This window comes from Microbacterium sp. NPDC055665, assembly GCF_053618035.1.
Window position 1 is genome coordinate 362,498 of the sequence record NZ_JBSHGY010000003.1, and the last position, 18,656, is coordinate 381,153.

Annotated in this window: 16 protein-coding genes; 8 read left to right on the plus strand and 8 right to left on the minus strand. The window is 67.5% G+C overall.

Annotated elements, in window-relative coordinates; translation table 11 throughout:
* Window positions 1-94: 94 nt before the first annotated feature.
* The 5 genes from ACWGO6_RS11115 to ACWGO6_RS11135 all read right to left on the minus strand — a co-directional run bounded on the left by ACWGO6_RS11115 (window position 95) and on the right by ACWGO6_RS11135 (window position 5,652).
* Window positions 95-1,486, minus strand: a complete 1,392-nt coding sequence (locus ACWGO6_RS11115) for a flavin monoamine oxidase family protein (protein WP_452326727.1) — start codon at window positions 1,484-1,486, stop codon at window positions 95-97.
* Window positions 1,487-1,598: 112 nt separating this feature from the next.
* Complete coding sequence (locus ACWGO6_RS11120; protein ID WP_136043135.1) at window positions 1,599-2,411, minus strand: ABC transporter permease; 813 nt, start codon at window positions 2,409-2,411, stop codon at window positions 1,599-1,601.
* Between the two features lie 7 nt (window positions 2,412-2,418).
* Complete coding sequence (locus tag ACWGO6_RS11125) at window positions 2,419-3,246, minus strand: ABC transporter permease (RefSeq protein WP_136043134.1); 828 nt, start codon at window positions 3,244-3,246, stop codon at window positions 2,419-2,421.
* Window positions 3,247-3,320: 74 nt separating this feature from the next.
* On the minus strand, window positions 3,321-4,508 hold the full coding sequence (locus tag ACWGO6_RS11130; RefSeq protein ID WP_136043133.1) for an extracellular solute-binding protein: 1,188 nt from the start codon (window positions 4,506-4,508) through the stop codon (window positions 3,321-3,323).
* Between the two features lie 76 nt (window positions 4,509-4,584).
* The gene (locus ACWGO6_RS11135; RefSeq protein ID WP_452326795.1) at window positions 4,585-5,652 is read right to left on the minus strand and encodes an ABC transporter ATP-binding protein; all 1,068 of its coding nucleotides are present in this window, start codon (window positions 5,650-5,652) and stop codon (window positions 4,585-4,587) included.
* 116 nt (window positions 5,653-5,768) lie between these two features.
* Here ACWGO6_RS11135 and ACWGO6_RS11140 point away from each other — a divergent pair, with 116 nt between their 5' ends.
* From ACWGO6_RS11140 to ACWGO6_RS11160, 5 genes are read left to right on the plus strand one after another with little or no spacing between them, the layout of a single operon-like run.
* A complete protein-coding gene (locus tag ACWGO6_RS11140) occupies window positions 5,769-6,560 on the plus strand; it encodes a FadR/GntR family transcriptional regulator (protein WP_136043132.1) in 792 nt (263 codons plus the stop codon).
* Between the two features lie 37 nt (window positions 6,561-6,597).
* Window positions 6,598-7,299: a cache domain-containing protein gene (locus ACWGO6_RS11145; RefSeq protein ID WP_452326728.1), complete on the plus strand. Its 702-nt coding sequence runs from the start codon at window positions 6,598-6,600 to the stop codon at window positions 7,297-7,299.
* A 52-nt stretch (window positions 7,300-7,351) separates the two neighbouring features.
* Window positions 7,352-8,137, plus strand: a complete 786-nt coding sequence (locus tag ACWGO6_RS11150) for a DNA/RNA non-specific endonuclease (RefSeq protein ID WP_452326729.1) — start codon at window positions 7,352-7,354, stop codon at window positions 8,135-8,137.
* 27 nt (window positions 8,138-8,164) lie between these two features.
* Complete coding sequence (locus tag ACWGO6_RS11155; protein WP_452326730.1) at window positions 8,165-8,878, plus strand: hypothetical protein; 714 nt, start codon at window positions 8,165-8,167, stop codon at window positions 8,876-8,878.
* A 59-nt stretch (window positions 8,879-8,937) separates the two neighbouring features.
* Complete coding sequence (locus ACWGO6_RS11160; RefSeq protein ID WP_452326731.1) at window positions 8,938-9,957, plus strand: LacI family DNA-binding transcriptional regulator; 1,020 nt, start codon at window positions 8,938-8,940, stop codon at window positions 9,955-9,957.
* A gap of 68 nt (window positions 9,958-10,025) precedes the next feature.
* Here the strand turns inward: ACWGO6_RS11160 and ACWGO6_RS11165 are convergent, their stop codons facing one another.
* The 3 genes from ACWGO6_RS11165 to ACWGO6_RS11175 all read right to left on the minus strand — a co-directional run bounded on the left by ACWGO6_RS11165 (window position 10,026) and on the right by ACWGO6_RS11175 (window position 14,977).
* Window positions 10,026-12,179, minus strand: coding sequence for an RICIN domain-containing protein (locus tag ACWGO6_RS11165; protein ID WP_452326732.1), 2,154 nt, complete (start codon window positions 12,177-12,179; stop codon window positions 10,026-10,028).
* Between the two features lie 181 nt (window positions 12,180-12,360).
* Window positions 12,361-13,593 (minus strand): family 1 glycosylhydrolase, encoded by a 1,233-nt coding sequence (locus ACWGO6_RS11170; RefSeq protein WP_452326733.1) that lies wholly within the window; start codon window positions 13,591-13,593, stop codon window positions 12,361-12,363.
* A gap of 127 nt (window positions 13,594-13,720) precedes the next feature.
* The gene (locus ACWGO6_RS11175; RefSeq protein WP_136043126.1) at window positions 13,721-14,977 is read right to left on the minus strand and encodes an ABC transporter substrate-binding protein; all 1,257 of its coding nucleotides are present in this window, start codon (window positions 14,975-14,977) and stop codon (window positions 13,721-13,723) included.
* Between the two features lie 245 nt (window positions 14,978-15,222).
* Here ACWGO6_RS11175 and ACWGO6_RS11180 point away from each other — a divergent pair, with 245 nt between their 5' ends.
* From ACWGO6_RS11180 to arfA, 3 genes are all read left to right on the plus strand, one after another.
* Window positions 15,223-16,173 (plus strand): carbohydrate ABC transporter permease, encoded by a 951-nt coding sequence (locus ACWGO6_RS11180; RefSeq protein WP_452326734.1) that lies wholly within the window; start codon window positions 15,223-15,225, stop codon window positions 16,171-16,173.
* On the plus strand, window positions 16,170-17,024 hold the full coding sequence (locus ACWGO6_RS11185; RefSeq protein WP_136043124.1) for a carbohydrate ABC transporter permease: 855 nt from the start codon (window positions 16,170-16,172) through the stop codon (window positions 17,022-17,024). The genes ACWGO6_RS11180 and ACWGO6_RS11185 overlap by 4 nt, the downstream gene beginning before the upstream one ends.
* A gap of 67 nt (window positions 17,025-17,091) precedes the next feature.
* Window positions 17,092-18,654, plus strand: a complete 1,563-nt coding sequence (gene arfA / locus ACWGO6_RS11190; RefSeq protein ID WP_452326735.1) for an arabinosylfuranosidase ArfA — start codon at window positions 17,092-17,094, stop codon at window positions 18,652-18,654.
* Window positions 18,655-18,656 lie beyond the last annotated feature (2 nt).

Consider the following 18,656-nt stretch of genomic DNA (forward strand, 5'->3'; position numbering starts at 1 on the left):
TCGACGCTATTCGAGATTTTGACCTATGTCAAAGTCGTGGGTTCGATGGAGAAGCGGGACCGGCGTGGGCGGCCCCGCTTCTCCTCCCTCGCCGCTACGACGCGACCAGTACCGCCTGCGCCGCTTCGAGCCCACTGGAGTGCGCGCTCGCGACCGAGCTCTTGATCGCACCCGCCCAGAACAGCGTGTCCTTCGACGGGCGGTAGATCGTGTCCTCGTCGCGCTCCCCCGTGGCGTACGCACCGAGGGCGAACTCGTCGTTTCGCCAGTCGTAGTTCGACGCGTTCACGTAGTTCACCCCCTGGTCGCCGGCGAGCTTGCGCACTCCGGCGAGCGCCGCATCGAACCGCTCCTTCTCCGGCAGCGCGAGCAGCTCCCGCGCGCGATCCCCGGTGTCCCAGGCCACGATGAGCTGGCCGTCGTAGCCGGGCATCCCGGTGGACTCGTCCCAGAACTGGCACGGACCCTCGTCATGCTGGTTGACCATGTCGAAGCTCTCCGGGCGCACCGGGTGGTCGAACTCGAGGATGGTCTTGTACGCGACGGTCTGCTTCACGGCGTCGATGGCCGCCATCCGGTCGTCTTCCAGCGGCGGCGAGAACGTGATCGACCGCTTCTGAAGCACCCCGATGGGCACCGTGACGACGCAGGCATCCGCCTCGAACGTCTCGGATCCCGCCTGCACGCTCACTCCGGATCCGGAGTAGTCGATCGTCTCGATCGGCGTCTCCAACCGCACCTCCACGCCTTCCCCCACGGCGTTCAGGATGTCGACGTACGGGGCGAGCAGCTTGTAATCACCGGCGTAGCCGTCGGGCTCGATCACCCCGGTCTTCGACACCGTCAGACAGGAGGTCAGCGTGTCGACCACCCCGTAGGCCGGGTAGACGGCGAACTGCTCGGTGTCGACCTGGATGCCCAGCAGCGCGAGCGGGTAGTTCGTCGGGGCGATACCGAGACGCTCCAGGTACTGCAGCGCCGACTCCTTCTCCCTCGGTTCCGGCAGCGGCACCGCGAGCGCGGGCGTGCCCTCGGGGAAGGCGTAGAAGTCGGGGGTGTCCCAGCCGACCCACGGCGTGCTCGGGCTGTAGCGGGAGAACTTGTTCTCGAACTTCCGCCCCTCGATCCCGAGCTTCTGCGCCCAGGCCCAGGTCTCGGTGTCCGGGCCGCCGTGACACAGCGATGCGCCCCGCTCGTGCGGGATGCTCATCAGCGTGCGGTCGGTCCACATGCGCCCGCCCACGCGGTCGCGCGCCTCGAGCACGATCACCTTCTTGCCGGCGTCCATCAGCTCCCGCGCGGCCGCCATTCCGGCGGAACCAGCCCCGATGACGATGACGTCGTAGGACCCTCCTCCGCTCCCTGCGGATGGCGAGGGCGATGCCTCATCCGGCCCGCACCCGACGAGCATGATCGCACCCGCTCCGAGCATCCCGCCCAGCAATGCACGCCGTGAGAAGACGACGTCGCTCATACGCTTTTCCATCAACGAACTCCTTTGATCGTGGAAGACCGAAAACTGCTGTGTGCCTGACTGCAGCCCCCTGCAGTCCCCCAGATCGGAGCGAGCACCGCATCCGGCGACGCCCGCGCCCGCGTCAGTGGCGCTCGTCGACCTCCTTCCCGAGCCGCTGTGAGATCCACACCGGGATGAAGGACGCGACGATGACGACCGTCGCGACGACGTTGACGACGTTGGCCTCGTTGGGCCGCGCCATCTGGTTCATGATCCACAGCGGCAGGGTGTCGACGCCGGGAGGAGCGGTGAAGATCGTGACGTACACCTCGTCGAAGCTGAGGGCGAAGGCGAGGATGGCGCCGGCGATGAGAGCGCTGCGGAACTGCGGGAGGGTCACCAACACGAACGTCTGCCACGGGCTCGCCCCGAGATCCTTCGACGCCTCTTCGATGCCGGGGTTCATCCGTCGCAGCCGGGCGAGCACGTTGTTGAACACCATGACGATGCAGAAGGTGCCGTGCGCGATGATCATGCCGTAGAAGCCGACCTGGATGCCGATGGGCTCGAGCAGCTGGTTGTAGGTGTTGTTGAGCGCGACACCGGTGACGATGCCCGGCAGGGCGATCGGCAGCACCACGAGGAGGTTCACGGCGCGCTGGCCGAAGAACGAGTACCGCTGGAGCGCGAAGGCCACGAGCGTTCCGAGGATCACCGCGATCACCGTCGCCCCGGAGGCGACGAGCACCGAGTTCAGCAGAGCTGCGCGCACGGGTTCGCTCGTGAACGCCTTGCCCCACCATTCGAGCGAGAACCCGGCGACCGGCCAGCTCACGATGCGGGCGGAGTTGAACGAGTTGAGCACGACGAGCGCGAGCGGGATGTACATGAACGCGAGCACGATCGCGACGATGACGCCGAGCACGATCTTGGAGGTGCGGGACAGTCTCAGCATGCGCGACTCACATCCTTTCCAGGGCACCGGTGCGCTGAACGCTCACCAGGTAGACGACGACGAACGCGATGGGGACCAGCGAGTACGCGGCCGCCAGCGGCGGGTTCAGGTTGATGTTCGACGCGATCACGCTGCCGATCATCTGCGTGTCGCCGCCGACGAACCGGGCGACGAGGTAGTCGCCGAGGCTCAGCGAGAACGTGAAGACCGATCCGGCGATCAGGGCCGGTTTGATGAGCGGGAGCACGACCGAGATGATCGTGCGCCACGACCCCGCACCGAGATCGGCGGAGGCGTCGAAGAGGTTGGGCGGCACCTGGCGGATCGCGGTGTAGACGGGCACCGCCATGTACGGCAGCCACAGGTACGTGAGGGTCAGCACGACGGTCAGGATGCTGAAGCCGGGGCCGGAGAGCCCGAACGGCGCGAGCAGCCAGTTCGCGAAGCCCTGCTCCGTGAACGTGATCCGCATCGCGAGCACCTTGACCAGGTATCCGGCCCACAGCGGCAGAGTGATCGAAACCGCGAGCAGCGCCCGCAGCCAGGGCGACGCGACCTTCGCCATGAAGATGCCGAGAGGCACGGAGATGAGCACCGCGAGCACCGTCACGGCCAGCGCGATCCCGAGGGTGCGTAGAGACGTCGACAGGTAGGCGGGGTTGACGAAGAGCTGCTCGAAGTTGCGCAGCGTGAATCCGGGCTTCACTTTCGAGGTGAAGGGGTCGGTGATCCAGAAGGCGGTCACGAGGAGCATGACCAGCGAGAAGATGTAGATCCCGATGAGCCAGGTCATCGGAAGAGCGAGGAGCCCGGCGATGCGGAGGCGGCGCTTCATGTCGATCCCGTTCGTGGTGGCGGAAGATCTGCGGAGGTGAGGGGCGGGCCGGGAGACCCGCCCCTCGATGCGGCTCAGCCCTTGACCGAGAGCCAGGCGTCCGTCCACTGCTGGAAGTTGGTGCAGGTGACTTCGGTGCGGCCGTCGATGCACTGCTCGATCGGAGTCGTCCAGAACCACACGTCCTTGAAGTACTCCTCGTCCGTGGCGTTGAAGTAGTCGCAGTGCGCCTTCGCCTCGTCGCTGGTGTCGCAGAAGGCGGCGTTCGCGGGAGCCATGCCGAAGTTCATCGCGATCGCGCCGTTCACCTCCGGCGAGGACGAGTAGTCCATCCACGCGTAGGCGCAGTTCGGGTTCTTCGACTCGGTCGCCATCATCCAGGCGTCCGACCACCCGGTCGAGCCCTCTTCCGGGAGCACGCTCTTGAACTTGTCGTCCTCGGTCAGCTTGCGCAGCACCTCCCACGACGTGCCGAGCACCGTGGTGCCGCCCGCGAACGAGGTGATCTGCGCGGCCGGGTCGGACCAGTACTCGGAGACGATGTCGTTCTGCTGCTTGAGCAGCTCGATCGCCGCATCCAGCTGCTCCTGGTCGAGCGCGTAGGGGTTCGTGATGCCGAGGTCGGGCTCGTGCGCCATCAGGTACACCGCGGCGTCGGCGATGTAGATCGGGGCGTCGTAGGCGATGACCTTGCCCGCGTAGGGGCTGTCCTTCTCCCACGCGATGTCCCAGCTGGTGGGCTCCTCGGTGACGACCTCGCTGTTGTACTGGAGGATGTTCGCGCCGCGGCCGATCGGGATGCCGTAGGACTTGCCGTTGATGGTGTCGTAGATCTGGCCCTTCATGCCCTCGACGATGTCGTCGCCGAAGTTCGGGATGAGCTCGAGGTTCAGCGGCTGCACGTCGCCGCCCGCGATCAGGCGCAGGCTCGCGTCACCCGAGGCCGAGACCAGGTCGTAGTCGCCGGTGCGCATGAGCTGGACCATCTCGTCGCTGGTGCCGGCGACGCGGCGGTTCACGACGCAGCCGGTCTCGGTGGTGAAGGCGTCGCTCCAGGCGGGCTCGACGAAGCCACTCCAGGCGACGATGTTGACCTCGCCCTCGTAGTCGCCGAGCTCCTCCTGCATGGCGATGTCGGGAACGTCGATCTGGAGTCCGCCGCCTCCTTCGGCCGGCGCCTCCTCTCCGCCGGTGGAACAGCCGGAAAGGGCCAGGGCGGCGACCGCGGTCATCGCCGCGGTGGCCAGGATCTTCTTACGCATGGATCGCTCCTTCGTGATCGGTGCTGCAGGTATGTGCATGGGTGTTCGTGTGTTGCGGTGTTTCGGGTTCGGTGTTTCAGGGAAGCCGAGCCGCGTGGTCGGGAGACCAGACGGCACGGACGTGGTGCCCTCGGCCGAGATCGTCGTCGGCGGAGTGGCGCGCGTTCGGGCGCTCGGCGATGAGGTCGAGGCCCGCGTCGGTGGATACGAGGTAGCGGGTGGTGGGGCCGGTGTAGACGACCTCGCTGATCGTGCCGGAGAGAGACACCTCGCCCGCGGCGAGCGCGGCATCCGGTCCGGTCAGCCTCATGCGTTCGGGCCGCACGCTCATGGTGCGCCGGTCGCCGGTCAGGCTCTCGGCCAGCTCTCCGCCGATGAGGTTCGACAGCCCGAGGAAGCGTGCGACGAACTCGGTCTGCGGGCGCTCGTACACGTCGCGTGCAGTGCCCACCTGCTCGATCCGGCCGCCGTTGAACACCGCGACGCGGTCGCTGAGGGTGAGGGCCTCCTCCTGGTCGTGCGTGACGAAGATGAAGGTGATGCCGACCTCGCGCTGGATCTGCTTGAGCTCGATCTGCATCTGCTCGCGGAGTTGCTTGTCGAGCGCGCCGAGCGGCTCGTCGAGCAGCAGCACCTGGGGGCGCAGGATGAGGGCGCGGGCCAGCGCGATCCGCTGCCGCTGCCCGCCGGAGAGCTGGTGCGGCAGGCGGTCGGCGACGTGGTCGAGGCGCACTTGCTCCAGCGAGGTCTGCACCCGTGCAGCCCTGGCGCTCTTGCCCTCACCGCGGACGCGCAGTCCGTAGCCGACGTTGTCGGCGATGGTCAGGTGCGGGAAGAGCGCGTAGTCCTGGAAGACGGTGTTGACCGGACGGGCGTGCGGAGGGGTCTTGGTCACGTCGACGCCGGAGAGGCGGATGCTGCCGGACGTGGTGTCTTCGAAGCCGGCGATCATGCGCAGCACCGTCGTCTTGCCCGAGCCGGAGGGCCCGAGCATCGACAGGAACTCCCCCGAGGCGACCTCGAGGTCGAGGTCGCGGACGGCGGTGAACTCGCCGAACGACTTCGTAACGCCGCTCAGGGTCACCGTCCCGTCGGGGCGGGCGGCCTCTGAGGGTGCGGGTGCTGCGGGTGCCGTGGCGATCATCTCGCGCTCCTCGGTCATCGTCGAACTCGGAAGATTCCCAAAACATATAAACCCAGAGGTAATATGTCAACAGCGAGTTTCTTGGGTATGGTGAGCGCGGAAGGGAGAATCGCAGAATGGCATCGAGCACGACGACGCATCCGACGCACGCCCCTGCCGCGCCTTCTCCCGACGCTGAGCACGAACAACCGCACCGACTGCAGGGGGCTCTGTTCCAGCCCATCGGCGACGAGGGCAGGGCCGAGCTCGTCGAGCGTCGCCTGGTCGACGCGATCACCCGCGGCCACCTCCGTGCCGGCGAGCGCCTCCCCTCCGAGGCCGACCTCAGCAAGAGCCTCGGGGTCGCTCCGGTGACCGTGCGCGAGGCGTTGCTCGCGCTGCGTGGCCGCGGCCTCGTCGTGACCCGACGGGGGCGCAACGGCGGCAGCTTCGTCGCTGCGCACGCCGATCCCCTGACCTTCGCGCGGGAAGCGGTGCGGCGCACCTCGCGCCTCGCCCTGCGCGATCTGGGCGCGCACTACGCCGCCATCACCGGTGCGTGCGTCCGCCTGGCCGCGAGGCGCGCCGACCCCAGCGAGACGCAGCGGGTGCGCCGCCGGATGGACCGGATCGACGAGCTCGACACCGAGGCGCAGCGCCGGCTGCTCGACGACGTGCAGATCGAGATCGTCGCCCTCAGCCAGTCCGCGCGACTGACGCGCGAGCAGATGAAGCTGCAGGCCGAGCTCTCGCCGTACCTGCGTCTCGTCGCGCACGAGACCGAGAACCTTCGACGGCAGGCCGCGCACCTCGCCGCCGTCATCGACGCCGTGGAGGCCGGAGACCCCGACGCCGCCGGGGCGAGGACCGAGCTCATGGCCGCCGAGACCATCGACGCGCTGATCCGGCTCCAGGCCGCGAACGGCTAGTTCCGAAGACCCGCATCGACGTGCACAGGAGGACGCGATGAACACAGCAACCGACACCGCCACCCAGGCCGCGGCCGCGATCGTGGAGGACTACTTCGCCGCGCCCGTGCGGGCCCTGGTCGACTGGGTGGGCCCCTTCGCCACCCAGGCCGCCGGGGCCAGGGCCACCGGACCGCTCACCCGCTCGAAGATCGATGCCCTGGTGCGCCCGCACGCCCTGAAGACACTCGACCTGCGCGGCGTTCCCGTGTACGGCGCCGGGTTCATCGCGGCGATCGATCTGCTCGCCGACGCCCACAGCCACCTGGCGTGGTGGCAGGGCGACGACCGGCGGCAGCTCGTGCTCGCCTCGCAGTCGCTCAACAAGGAGAACATCGATTACAGCGCGCTCGAGTGGTACCGCGTGCCGATGACCACCGGCGAGCCGCATGTCGCCGGCCCGTACGTCGACTACCTCTGCAGCGACGAGTACACGATCACGATCGCCGTGCCCGCCGATGTGGACGGACAGCGGATCGGCGTCGCCGGACTCGACCTGCTCGTCTCGGCGGTCGAGCGGGACCTGACCCACCGGTTCGCCGCGCTGGGCAGCGAGGTCACGCTGACGAACGGCGTCGGGCGGGTGGTGGTGTCGACCGACCCGCGATGGGCGACCGGCGACTCGGTGCGCGGCAGCGGTCTCGCCGACCTCCCGCGGGTGGCGTGCCCCACCGTCGCGCTCGACGTGATCGTCGGCTGAACTGACTGACCTGAGCTGTGCGCGCGTCGGTGGCACCGGGCACGATGGAGACATGACCGACGGTTACGACCCGGAATTCCTCGCAGCGCCCGTCCCCCTCCCGCGCCCGGCACAGGCCGTGCGCCCGCTTCCCTATCCGCGCTTCACGGTGCTCCTCGATCCCGCGCGGCGGCTCGCCGCAGTGACCGCGGTGAACATCGACGGCGCGTCCCTGCAGGACCTGCCGCGCACCGGCGACTGGCGGCTCGACGAACGCGTACCGGCCGCCGAGCAGACCGGAGCCGAGGTATACGCACGCAATGACCTCGACCGCGGGCACCTCGTGCGCCGCCGTGATCCCGGATGGGGGTCGGCCGACGCGGCACGAGCCGCCACCGAGGCGACCTTCTTCTACCCGAACGCCGCTCCGCAGGCCGCCGGCTTCAACCAGTCGAAGGAGCTCTGGCTCGGCCTCGAAGACCATGTACTGGCCTACGCCGAGGCCACCGACCAGCGGGTGTCGGTCTTCACCGCGCCGATCCTCGCCGACGCCGATCCGCCCTATCGGGGCATCCGGATCCCGCTGCGGTTCTGGAAGATCGCCGCCTGGCAGGGTTCCGAGGGGCTCGCCGCCACCGGCTTCGTGCTCGATCAGTCCGAGCTCGTCGACACGCGGGAGGGGGCGCTCGCCGTGCCGCCTCTCGGGGCTTTCCGCACCTTCCAAGTGCCGGTCGCCGACATCGCGGCCCTGACCGGTGTCGACTTGGGACCGCTGCCGGAAGCGGATGTGCGGGAGCGACGGGGAGCCCGCGAGATGGGATGGCGGAGTCTGGCCACTGCGGCCGACATCCTGTTGTGACGCGGCCCGACGGGGCACACTGGACCGATGGAGTTCAGCGGAGTGGTCCCGATGGATGCGCCGGACCCGAGCATCGAGTCGGAGGCCCGGGTACGCAGCCTTCCCTTCCCCGTCTTCGAGCTCAGGCCGCAACCGGCGCTCACGCGCATACCGATCGTCGGCTTCACGGAGATGGGCGGCGCGACCGGGCGCGAAGAGATCTCCGCGGCGTTCAGCTACACGCTGTGGCGGTATCCCGACGACCACGCCGACCCGCGCAATGAGATCGAGCTGGACGAGGCGACGAGGCGTTCCCTCGACGACGAACCTCCGTGGGGACGACCCACCTGGCTGATCGAGCAGGTGAAGGTGTTCCGGTACCCGATGCTGTGGGAGGCGGTGCGCACCACCTGGAATGCCTCGCCTGCCCGCGAGGGGACCAGCCTCGCTGAGCAGCTCGTCGACCACACCAACCACATCCTGCGCAACCGATTCCGCGAGGAGCTCGGCCTCTCCTGGGATCCGCGCGCCGACGATGACGCGTGGGCCGCCACGACCACCGCGGTATCCGAGACCTCGGTCGAGGTCGACGGACGTGATCACCCCGCGTTACAGATCGACACCGACCCGTTCGTCTACGGCGTCGGATTCCGGGTCGACGAGCATGTGGTGTGCACGGCCGTGGTTCCGCGCGACGCTCTGCCCTTCGTCGACCTCTCCTTCACGCTGTTCTCGACGCGGGAAGAGGAGCCTCATCCCTAAGCGTCGAGAGCTTTACGACGTTGTATCATCAAGGACGGTGTTGACGTCTGGGAGGTCGAATGGCAGCCACCCTCCACGACGTGGCGAATCTCGCCGGCGTCTCGATAAAGACGGTCTCGAACGTCGTCAACGACTATCCGCACGTCAAGGAGTCGACGAGAACCCGCGTTCGCGAGGCGATCGAGGAGCTCAACTACCAGCCGAACCTGTCGGCACGCTCGCTGCGTTCCGGGCGGAGCGGGGTGATCGGGCTGGTGCTTCCCGAGTTGAGCCTCAGCTACTTCGGGGAACTCGCTGACGCGGTCATCGCCGAGGCGGAGAAGCACGGTCTCGTGGTCTTGATCGAGAAGACCGGCGCCGACCGCGACCGCGAGATCGCCGTTCTGACGAGCCCGCGCATGCAACTCACCGACGGACTCATCTTCAGCCCGCTCGGCATGGGCCCGGCGGATGCTCATCACTTCGAGGTCGACTTCCCGGTGGTGCTGCTCGGTGAGCGCATCTTCGGCGGACCGGTCGATCACGTCACCATGCGCAACGTCGAGGCTGCGCAGGCCGCGACGGAACTCCTCCTGAAGGCCGGGCGACGACGCATCGCCCTCGTCGGCGCGCACGTCGATGAGGATGTCGGGTCCGCCGCCCTGCGCACGCAGGGCTACGAGCAGGCACTCGCCGCAGCCGGCATCGAGATCGATCCGTCGCTGGTGCGGTACACGACCCTCTGGCATCGATCGAACGGCGCCGCCGCGATCCGGGACCTTCTGAACGACGGCGTCGAGTTCGATGCCGTCTTCGGGCTCAACGACGCCCTCGCGCTGGGTGCGATGCGCGCCCTCCAGGAGGCCGGTCTCCGCATCCCCGACGACGTCTCGGTGGTGGGCTTCGACGACATCGACGAGGCCCAGTACACGCTCCCGAGCCTGTCGACCATCGATCCCGGCCGGGAGCAGATCGCCGCTCTCGCCGTGGAGCTCCTCCTCGCCCGCATCCGCGACGGCGGCGGTCGACCAGCGGAGCCTCGAGAAGTGCTGGTCGACTTCGAGGTGGTCGTCCGCGAATCCGCCGTCCCTGCGGACTGAACCGCGTCGGGCAGAGACGCGGAGCGGCCGATGTCTCCGACCGCTCCGCGCCCCTCATCACTCCGGCGTCACTGGATGCCCTCCTTGACGAGGCGCCACTCCTGGCACGCCGCTCCTGTCGGGCCCCACTGCTGCGCGACCGCACCGTCGGTCGTCGAGCAGGAGCCGATCTCGAGGAGCTTCGCGCTGTTCGCGTTGGCGACGGTCCAATACCCCGCGCTGTTGGGCGACAGGTTCCAGCGCTGCGTCGCGGTGCCGGTCGCCGACCGCTGGACTGCGCCGACACCGTCAGCGGTGGAGGCGCCCGGGATCTCGAGCAGCTTCCGGCTGTTCTTGTTCACGAGCTCGAACGTCCCCCCGGTCGCGGGCTGCACCTTCCACACCTGAGTGGCGTTCGCCGTCGGCCCCCACTGCCCGGCGGCGGCGCCGTCGGTCGTGAGTGCCGACAGGATCTCGAGGAGTTTCCCGCTGTTGCGGTTCTGCACCTGGAACGTCGCCGGCAGGGTCGTGCCGCTCTTGTGGAGCTGGATCTGATCGAGTTCCGCGAAGGTTCCCGAGTAGGCGAACCGCACCGTGTTCGAACCAGCGTTGAGGGTCACGGTCTTCTGCGCCCAGAGGTAGCGCCCCCAGTCAGCGGTGGCGGGATAGCTGATGTTCGTCGCTGCCCCTCCGTTCACCGAGACCGCGTGACCGCTCGTGGACCCCATGCCGTTGGCGTACCTCACGTTCAGCTCGTAGGTACCCGCCTGCGGAGCATCGACGGTGAAGGTCACCGAGCTGTCCGCGAAGTTGATGTTGCCGACCTTGCTCCCGTTCGAGGCGTCGCCGTGCGTCACGAGGGTGGTGTTCGTCCGTGCAGCGTTCTCCGCCTCGTACGAGGTCGCCGTGAGCGGGATCGTCCCGACCCGGATGTCGTTGTAGAGATAGGTCTGACTGGGGTTCGACGGGTTCGGCCGGTAGTTGTCGACGTTCACCGCCTGGTACAGCGTGCGTCCGTCGGGGCTGTAGTCGATCCCCTGCGCGAAGCCGGTGATGGAGCTCGGACCGTTGAACGTCACCGCGAAGGGCAGTCGCTCCCACGGGCCGGCGCCGAGGTTGTAGTTGACGAAGAAGTTCTGGCCGCCGTCGAGGTTGCCGGCGGCGTCAAGCCCCCATTTCGAGGCGACGACGATCATTCCCTTCGGTCCCCCGGTGGGCACCCACTTCACCGTCGGCGAGGATCCGATCCCACGGCCGTCGGCGAGTTCGACCGGCGTGCCCAGACTCGTCGTCGAACCCCAGTTGAGGCCATCGGGCGACTTCTTGAAGAACACCGGCGAGGCGTTCGAGAACGCGTATCCCTGAGCGTTGACCACTTCGTAGGTCGCGATGTACGAGCCGTCGGGCAACTTGTCCACCGTGATCATGCCGGGACGATGCGTGGAGTCGGTGGGCGCCGACACGTTCGAGAGGGCGCCCCATGTCAGACCGCCGTCGAGCGAGCGCCGGTAGGAGACGGCCTGAAGGACGCCGTTCGCCTTCTGCCGCTCATCCGAGAAGTAGGCGACGAGCCCTCCCCCTCCGTCGATCGCCAGAGTCGGCTCCCAGACGGTCGTGGTCGTGGAAGTCGGCGAGGGGTCGTAGATCGCCGGTCCGCCCGTGTCGATCGTGCTCACGTAGCTCCAGGATGACCCTCGGTCGGTGCTCTTGTAGACGACGAGCTTGGTCACCGACGACGCGGCGTTGCGGTCGGCCGGCCTGATCTGACCGGTGAGCAGGATGGTGCCCGCCGCGAGGTTCCCGGTCGTCTGCGGCACCTCGAAGAGGAAAGGCTGCGCCAGGCGGTCGAGCTGTGTCGTGCTCTCCTGACCGGCGGTCCCGGGGAACTGCAGTCCCGGGTTGACCGCCGAGATCTTCTGCCAGCTCGCGCCGTCGTTCGTGCTCCGGAAGATCGGCCATTCCTGGTGGCACGCCAGGGCGGGGTTCGCGAGGCACGCCTGTGTATCCGTCGTGGGGTTGGAGCTAGGGTTCACGTCCTTGATCAGGCGTCCGTCGTCGAACGTGTTCAGCAGCGTCCCGTTGGAGGTGCCGTTGTGCTTGAGGGCGATGATCTTCGCGTAGGCCGTGCCCGTCGCGTCTCCGCCCTCGTCGTTGAACGACGAACCGTTCGGTGGCGCGTACACCAGGGATCCGTTGCCCGTCGTCACCGCCTGCGCACTCGTGGCGACGAACCCCGTCGCCACGAGTGCCAGCGTCGCAGCGAGGGCGGACAGTCCTGCCAGCCTCCCGCGAGATCTCTGTACCGATAACCGCTTCATTGCGTCCTCCAGGTCTGAGGTCCTGACGCGGGGATCCCCATCAGGATTTACATCGTTGTAAATGGAGAATTGCACAACGTTGTAAATCCGTCAAGAGTCGCGACGATCAGGCCCGCGAATGCCGCAGGAAGGCGTCGGCCACCGGCGTGCGATGCCGCTGGAGCACGCCGTCCTCGTCTTCCTCGAGCGCCCACAGGCCCATGCGGAGGCGGTAGTCCATGGGCTTCCCGTCGCCCGGGCGATACGACCACTCGACCATGTCCGTGATGCACCACCACGTGTACCCGATGACGTCGACGCCGGCCGCGCGGAGTTCCTCGATCGCTGCGATCGACGCATCCATCCAGGCGATCCGCTCATCGACGGTGCCGGTGTAGCTCGTCTCCGTCAGGAAGACGGGCCGGCCGTACCGCGCGGCGAACGACTCGATAACGTCGGCCAGCCCTGCGGTGCCGGCATCCAGGCGCGGCCGAAGATCGCGGGGGCCACCCGTATGCACGACGCCCGCTTCGAACACCTCCGTGGAGTGCTGCGGGTAGTAGTTGACCCCGACGACGTCCGGCATCGCCGTGTTCTCGAGAGCCCAGGCGAAGTCCTCGTCGGTGAACCCGTTCTCCCGCAGGTACGGGGCGAGCGGGTGGTCGTCGCCGACGCGGCCCATCACGAGGTCCTGCACGATGTACGCGCGCTGCCGCAGGTTCTCATGGGTCTCGCTGTGCGCGGCGGTGTCCCCGGCGAACCGGAACGATGCCTCCACGTGCACGAAGTCGGCATCCGGATCGACGGCGGCGATGGCCCGCTGCGTCGTGACGATCCCGCGCGAGATCCCGCGCAAGACCTCGACGAACCCGCGGTCACCGGAACGGTACGGCGGCCACTGCGCGAACTCGCCGCAGTACATGATGTTGAGCAGCGGCTCGTTGAGCGGGGTGTAGTGGCGGATCCGACCCCGATACCGCTCGGCGACGGCGGCCGCGTACTCGGCGACGCGCTCCGGATACTCCGGGTTGACGAACTGATCCTCCAGCCAGAGCGGCGTCCCGTAGTGGACGAGGTCGGCGATGAGTTCGATCCCCAGCTCGTCGAAGCGATCGATCACCGCATCGAGCCACTCCCAGTCCCACACGCCGGGCTCCGGATTGACGCGGTACCAGGGGATCCCCCACCGCACCATCTCGCTGCCGACTTCGGCGCAGTAGCCGAGATCCTCCGACCAGAAGCGGTAGTGCTGCATGAGTTCGTACTCATCCAGCGCGCGCTTCCCCGGTCGCGTCTGCGGGATGAAGGTGTCTTCCACTCCCATGGCGAATCGCAGGCGTCCGTCCTCGAACCAGTTCACGTCGTCATTCTCCTTCTCGGATCGCGGGGATCCGTTCGATGTCTCTGCCGCGCGTCGGGCTCGGGCGCCGGACACACGGCGGCCCGCACCGATCACGAGCGTCGGTGCGGGCAGTCGTGCAGCAGGGTCAGCCGGCCAGGGCCGCCTCCATCTCCTCTTGCGCCGCGCGGAGCAGATCAGCAGGATCGCCTCCGGCGAGCGCCTTCTGCGTGGCGGTGTCGAGTGCGGTGAGCACATCCGTCGACGGGATGACACCGGGCAGGAGTGCGGCGCCATACTCGGACTGCTCGGTGAGGGCCGACACGACGGGGTTCTCCGCGACATCCTCCGCCGACACCTCCGACGTGAGCGGGGGCCAGCCGGAAGCGAGCGACCACGTGACCATGTTCTCCTTCTGGTAGAACCAGGTGAAGAACTTCTCGGCCGCGGCCTTCTCCTCCGCCGACGCCTGCGCGGTGATGCTCATGTCGACAGCGAGGGCCGAGGCGACGATGCCGTCGGGGCCGGCCGGGAGCGGTGCGATGCCGTAGTCGATGCCCGACTCCTCGGAGACGGTGGCGAGCCACGGGCCGCCGAGCGTCATCGCGACCTTCCCCGCACTGAAGAGTCCGTCGGCATCCGCCCCGGTGAGGCCGGTCGGTGAGAACTTTCCGGCGGCGACCGCATCGGACCAGTACGTGAGCGTCTCCACATTCTCGGGCGAATCGACCACGACGTCGCCGTCGGCGGTCACCACATCGCCACCACCGCTCTTGAACAGAGACGGCCAGACGCCGTTGCCAACGGTCGCGTTGTCCTGGAGTGCGAGCCCGTACTGCTCGGGCTCACCGTCCCCGTTCGCGTCGATGGTGAGCGCAGTGGCTGCCGCGACCCACTCGTCCCAGGTCGTCGGCACAGAGACACCGGCTGCCTCGAACATCGCGACGTTGTAGAACATCGTCAGCGGAGTGAAGCTCAGCGGAGCCCCGAAGCGCTCGCCGTCGACGATACCGGTATCGACGGCGCCGGGGTTGAGGACATCCGCGGCGCTGTCGCTCTCGTACCAGTCGTCGAGCGGCTGGAGAGCGCCCTTCGACGCGAAGACCGGGATGTTCTCCGGCGGGATCGCCATGAGCTGCGGCCCCTTCTTCGCGGTCAGTGCCGGGAGCGCCGAGTCGAGGAGCGTCGCCCAGGGCTTGACCGCCGGGGTGATCTTCACCTCGTCCTGAGACTCGTTGAACTCGGCGACGAGATCGTTCAGCACCTCGCCATCCGCCTCGGTGTAGCCGTGCCAGAAATCGAGCTCGATGACCCCGCCCTCTTCGGACGGGGTGCCGGCCGACGAGCAGCCGGCCAGGGCGAGCAGAAGGACGCTCGCGAACGCTGCGGGTAGTGCTTTCTTCATCAGGGGAACCTCCACTGTTCGACCACTCTGTCGGCGCGGAGGACGGGTGTCCTCATCATCGCTTTACAACGTTGTAAGTAAACGTTATAGAGGTTATGGTTCTCGATGTTCCGAGAAATGTCAAGCCGCTCGGTCCGCCATCCGCACAGCGCTCGCCCGCGGCGGCCCGAGAACCGGAATCGCGAGTTGACGAGCCGCCCCGAGGTCCTTACTGTGTGGGTTACAACGTTGTAGAGAGAGTGACGATGACTGCCACGACTTCCCCACCCGCCCGACGCCGGCGCCCTACGGCGCAGCTCGGCGGACGCGGCCCGATCGGCGGCGCCGCGAAGCGCCGCCTCACGATCCTCGCCTTCCTCGTGCCCGCGCTGACGATCCTCGCCCTGTTCGTCTTCTGGCCGATGGTGTCCGCACTCCGGCTCTCCTTCACCGATGCGAGCGGGTTCGGCCTCGAGGAGTACGTGGGGTTCGCCAACTACATCGAGGTCTTCACCGACCCCGAGATGCTCCAGTCGATGGGCAACACGGTGCTCTACACCGTGCTCTTCACTCCCCTGGCCGTCGTGCTCGCCCTCCTGCTCGCCCTCGCGCTCAACAGCCCGAACCTGCCCTTCCGAGGCATGTTTCGCACGTGGCTGTTCCTGCCGTTCATCGTCTCCCTCGCCGTCGCCGCGTTCGCCTGGCAGTACCTCCTCGACCCGCAGGTCGGTCTGCTGAACTACTGGCTGCAGGCCTTCGGCATCCGCATCGGCAACGTGCTCCAGGATCCGGTGCTCGCGATGCCGACGGTGGTCCTGGTCGCGGTGTGGAAGAACTTCGCCTTCTACATGATCGTCTTCCTCGCCGGGCTCCAGGAGATCCCGAAGAGCCTGTACGAGGCGGCGAACATGGACGGCGCCGGCCCCCTCGCGCGCTTCCGCAACGTCACCCTCCCGCTGCTGGGCAACACCACGGGATTCGTGCTCATCATCGCGACGATCGCCGCACTCCAGGCCTTCGACCAGATCTACGTCCTCACCGGCGGCGGGCCGTACCGCAGCACGCAGACGATCGTCATGCAGATCTACCAGTCCGGATTCCGTGATCTCGAGCTCGGCTTCGCCTCTGCGGTGTCGTACGTGCTGCTCATCGCGACGCTCCTGCTGAGCCTCGTCCAGTTCGCCCTCTCGGGCCGTCGAGCGAAGGACGCCGCATGACCGACATCGCCCTCTCCCGGCGCCGACCCACGCGACTCCGGGTCGGACGCGGACTCTACTTCCTGGCGATGCTGTTCGTCACGCTCCTGATCCTGCTGCCGATCCTCATCATCGTCTTCACCGCCTTCAAGCCGGTGGCCGAGGTCAACGCCTTCCCGCCCTCGCTCGTGCCGGGGGCATGGACCCTCGACAACTTCGAGCGGATCTTCACGGACCTGCCCTTCGCCCGCCTGATCGTCAACAGCTTCATCTTCGCGGGCGGCGTCACCATCTGTGCACTCGTCTTCGATTCCCTGGCCGCCTACGTGCTCGCCCGCATCGACTTCCGCGGGAGCCGCGTGCTCCTCGTCGTGATCGTGGCGAGCCTGATGATCCCGTTCCAGGCGACGCTCATCCCGATCTACCAGCTGGTGTCTGACTTCGGCTGGGTGAACACCTTCTGGGGCCTCATCATCCCCCGCGCGGCAGATGCCTTCGGGATCTTCTTCCTCCGCCAGTTCTTCCTGTCCCTGCCGCGCGACCTCGACAACGCCGCCCGCATCGACGGGGCTTCGGAGTTCCGGATCTTCCGCAGCGTCGTGCTCCCCAATGCGGTCCCCGCGCTTCTCACGCTGGGCATCTACACGTTCGTCAACAACTGGAACGATCTGCTGTGGCCGCTCGTCTTCACCACGGAGCAGGAGATGGGCACAATCACCTCCGGGCTCACGCTGCTCACGGGGCCCAGCGGCATCATCCCCTACGGCGTGATGATGGCCGGCTCCCTGATCGCTGTGGTGCCGCTCGCGATCATGTTCCTCTTCGTCCAACGACGCTTCATCGAGAGCGTCGCGAGCACCGGGCTCAAGTAGACCGACCATCCGCACGCCGGCCGCGACCCGCTCGCCAGGACCGTGAAGATCCGACCGAAAGGCAGAAATGACCGCCGCACGATTGACCTTCGACACCCAGCATCCGGTCGGGGCTGTGAACCGCCGAGTCTTCGGCTCCTTCGTGGAGCACCTCGGTCGATCCGTCTACGACGGCATCTACGAACCCGGACACCCGACCGCCGATGCGGAGGGTTTTCGCTCCGACGTGAAGGCGCTGGTGGCCGAACTCGGTGTGAGCGCGATCCGCTACCCCGGTGGCAACTTCGTCTCCGGATTCCGGTGGGAGGACAGCGTGGGCCCGCGGTCGCAGCGCCCCGCCCGGCTCGACCTCGCCTGGCATTCGGCGGAATCGAACGAAGTGGGCCTGCACGAGTTCGCGTCGTGGCTGGAGTCCGTCGGCAGTGAGCTCATGCTCGCGGTCAACCTGGGCACGCGCGGAACTCTGGAGGCACTCGACCTCTTGGAATACACCAACCTGAGCTCGGGATCGGCGCGGGCGGACGAACGGGCGGCGAACGGCCGGGCCGAGCCGTTCGACGTGCGGATGTGGTGCCTCGGGAACGAGATGGACGGGCCATGGCAGCTCGGTCACCGTTCGGCGGACGACTACGGCAAGCTCGCGGCACAGACGGCACGCGCCATGCGGATGTTCGATCCCTCGCTCGAGCTGGTCGTCTGCGGCTCCTCGAGCCGATCGATGCCGACCTTCGGGGACTGGGAGCGCGTCGTCCTCTCGCACACGTACGACGACATCGACTACATCTCCTGCCATGCCTACTACGAGGAGAAGGACGGCGACCTCGGGAGTTTCCTCGCATCGTCGGTCGACATGGACGAGTTCATCTCTTCGGTGATCGCGACCGTCGATCACGTCAAGGCAGCGAAGCGCAGCGACCACGTCGTGAACCTCTCGTTCGACGAGTGGAACGTCTGGTACAACGCCCGGTTCGAGACCGTGGACAAGATCACCGGTGCGCAGAACTGGCCGACGGCGCCGCGACTCCTCGAAGACGCGTACTCGGTGGCGGACGCCGTGGTGGTGGGCAGCCTCCTCATCTCACTGCTGCGCCGGGCGGACAGGGTGACCAGCGCCTCACTCGCTCAACTGGTCAACGTGATCGCTCCGATCATGACGGAGCCGGGCGGCATCGCCTGGAAGCAGACGACGTTCTTCCCCTTCGCCGTCACCTCGGAGCTCGCATCCGGGCATTCCGTCCCGACCCATGTCGAGTGCGACCGCTATGAGACCGACACGTACGGGAATGTTCCGGTCATCGACGCCGTGACGACTTTCGACTCCGCCACGGCCAGCGTCAGCGTGTTCATGGTGAACCGATCGCAGACCGACCCGGTGACGCTCTCCTTCGACGTCTCGGAGTTCGGCGCTGTGCTGAAGGCGCAGGCCCGCACGCTCAGCGACGACGACGTCTACGCGGTGAACACCCTCGAGGATCCCGAGCGCGTGACCCTTCGACCGAACGAGACGCTGGTCATCTCCGACGGCGCCGCGGTCATCGAGCTGCCGCCCGTCTCGTGGACGGCCATCAGTCTCCGGGTCGCACCGGCGGCGCCTGCGGAGCCGCGCACGTCGGAGGGCGAGGCCCCGTGAGC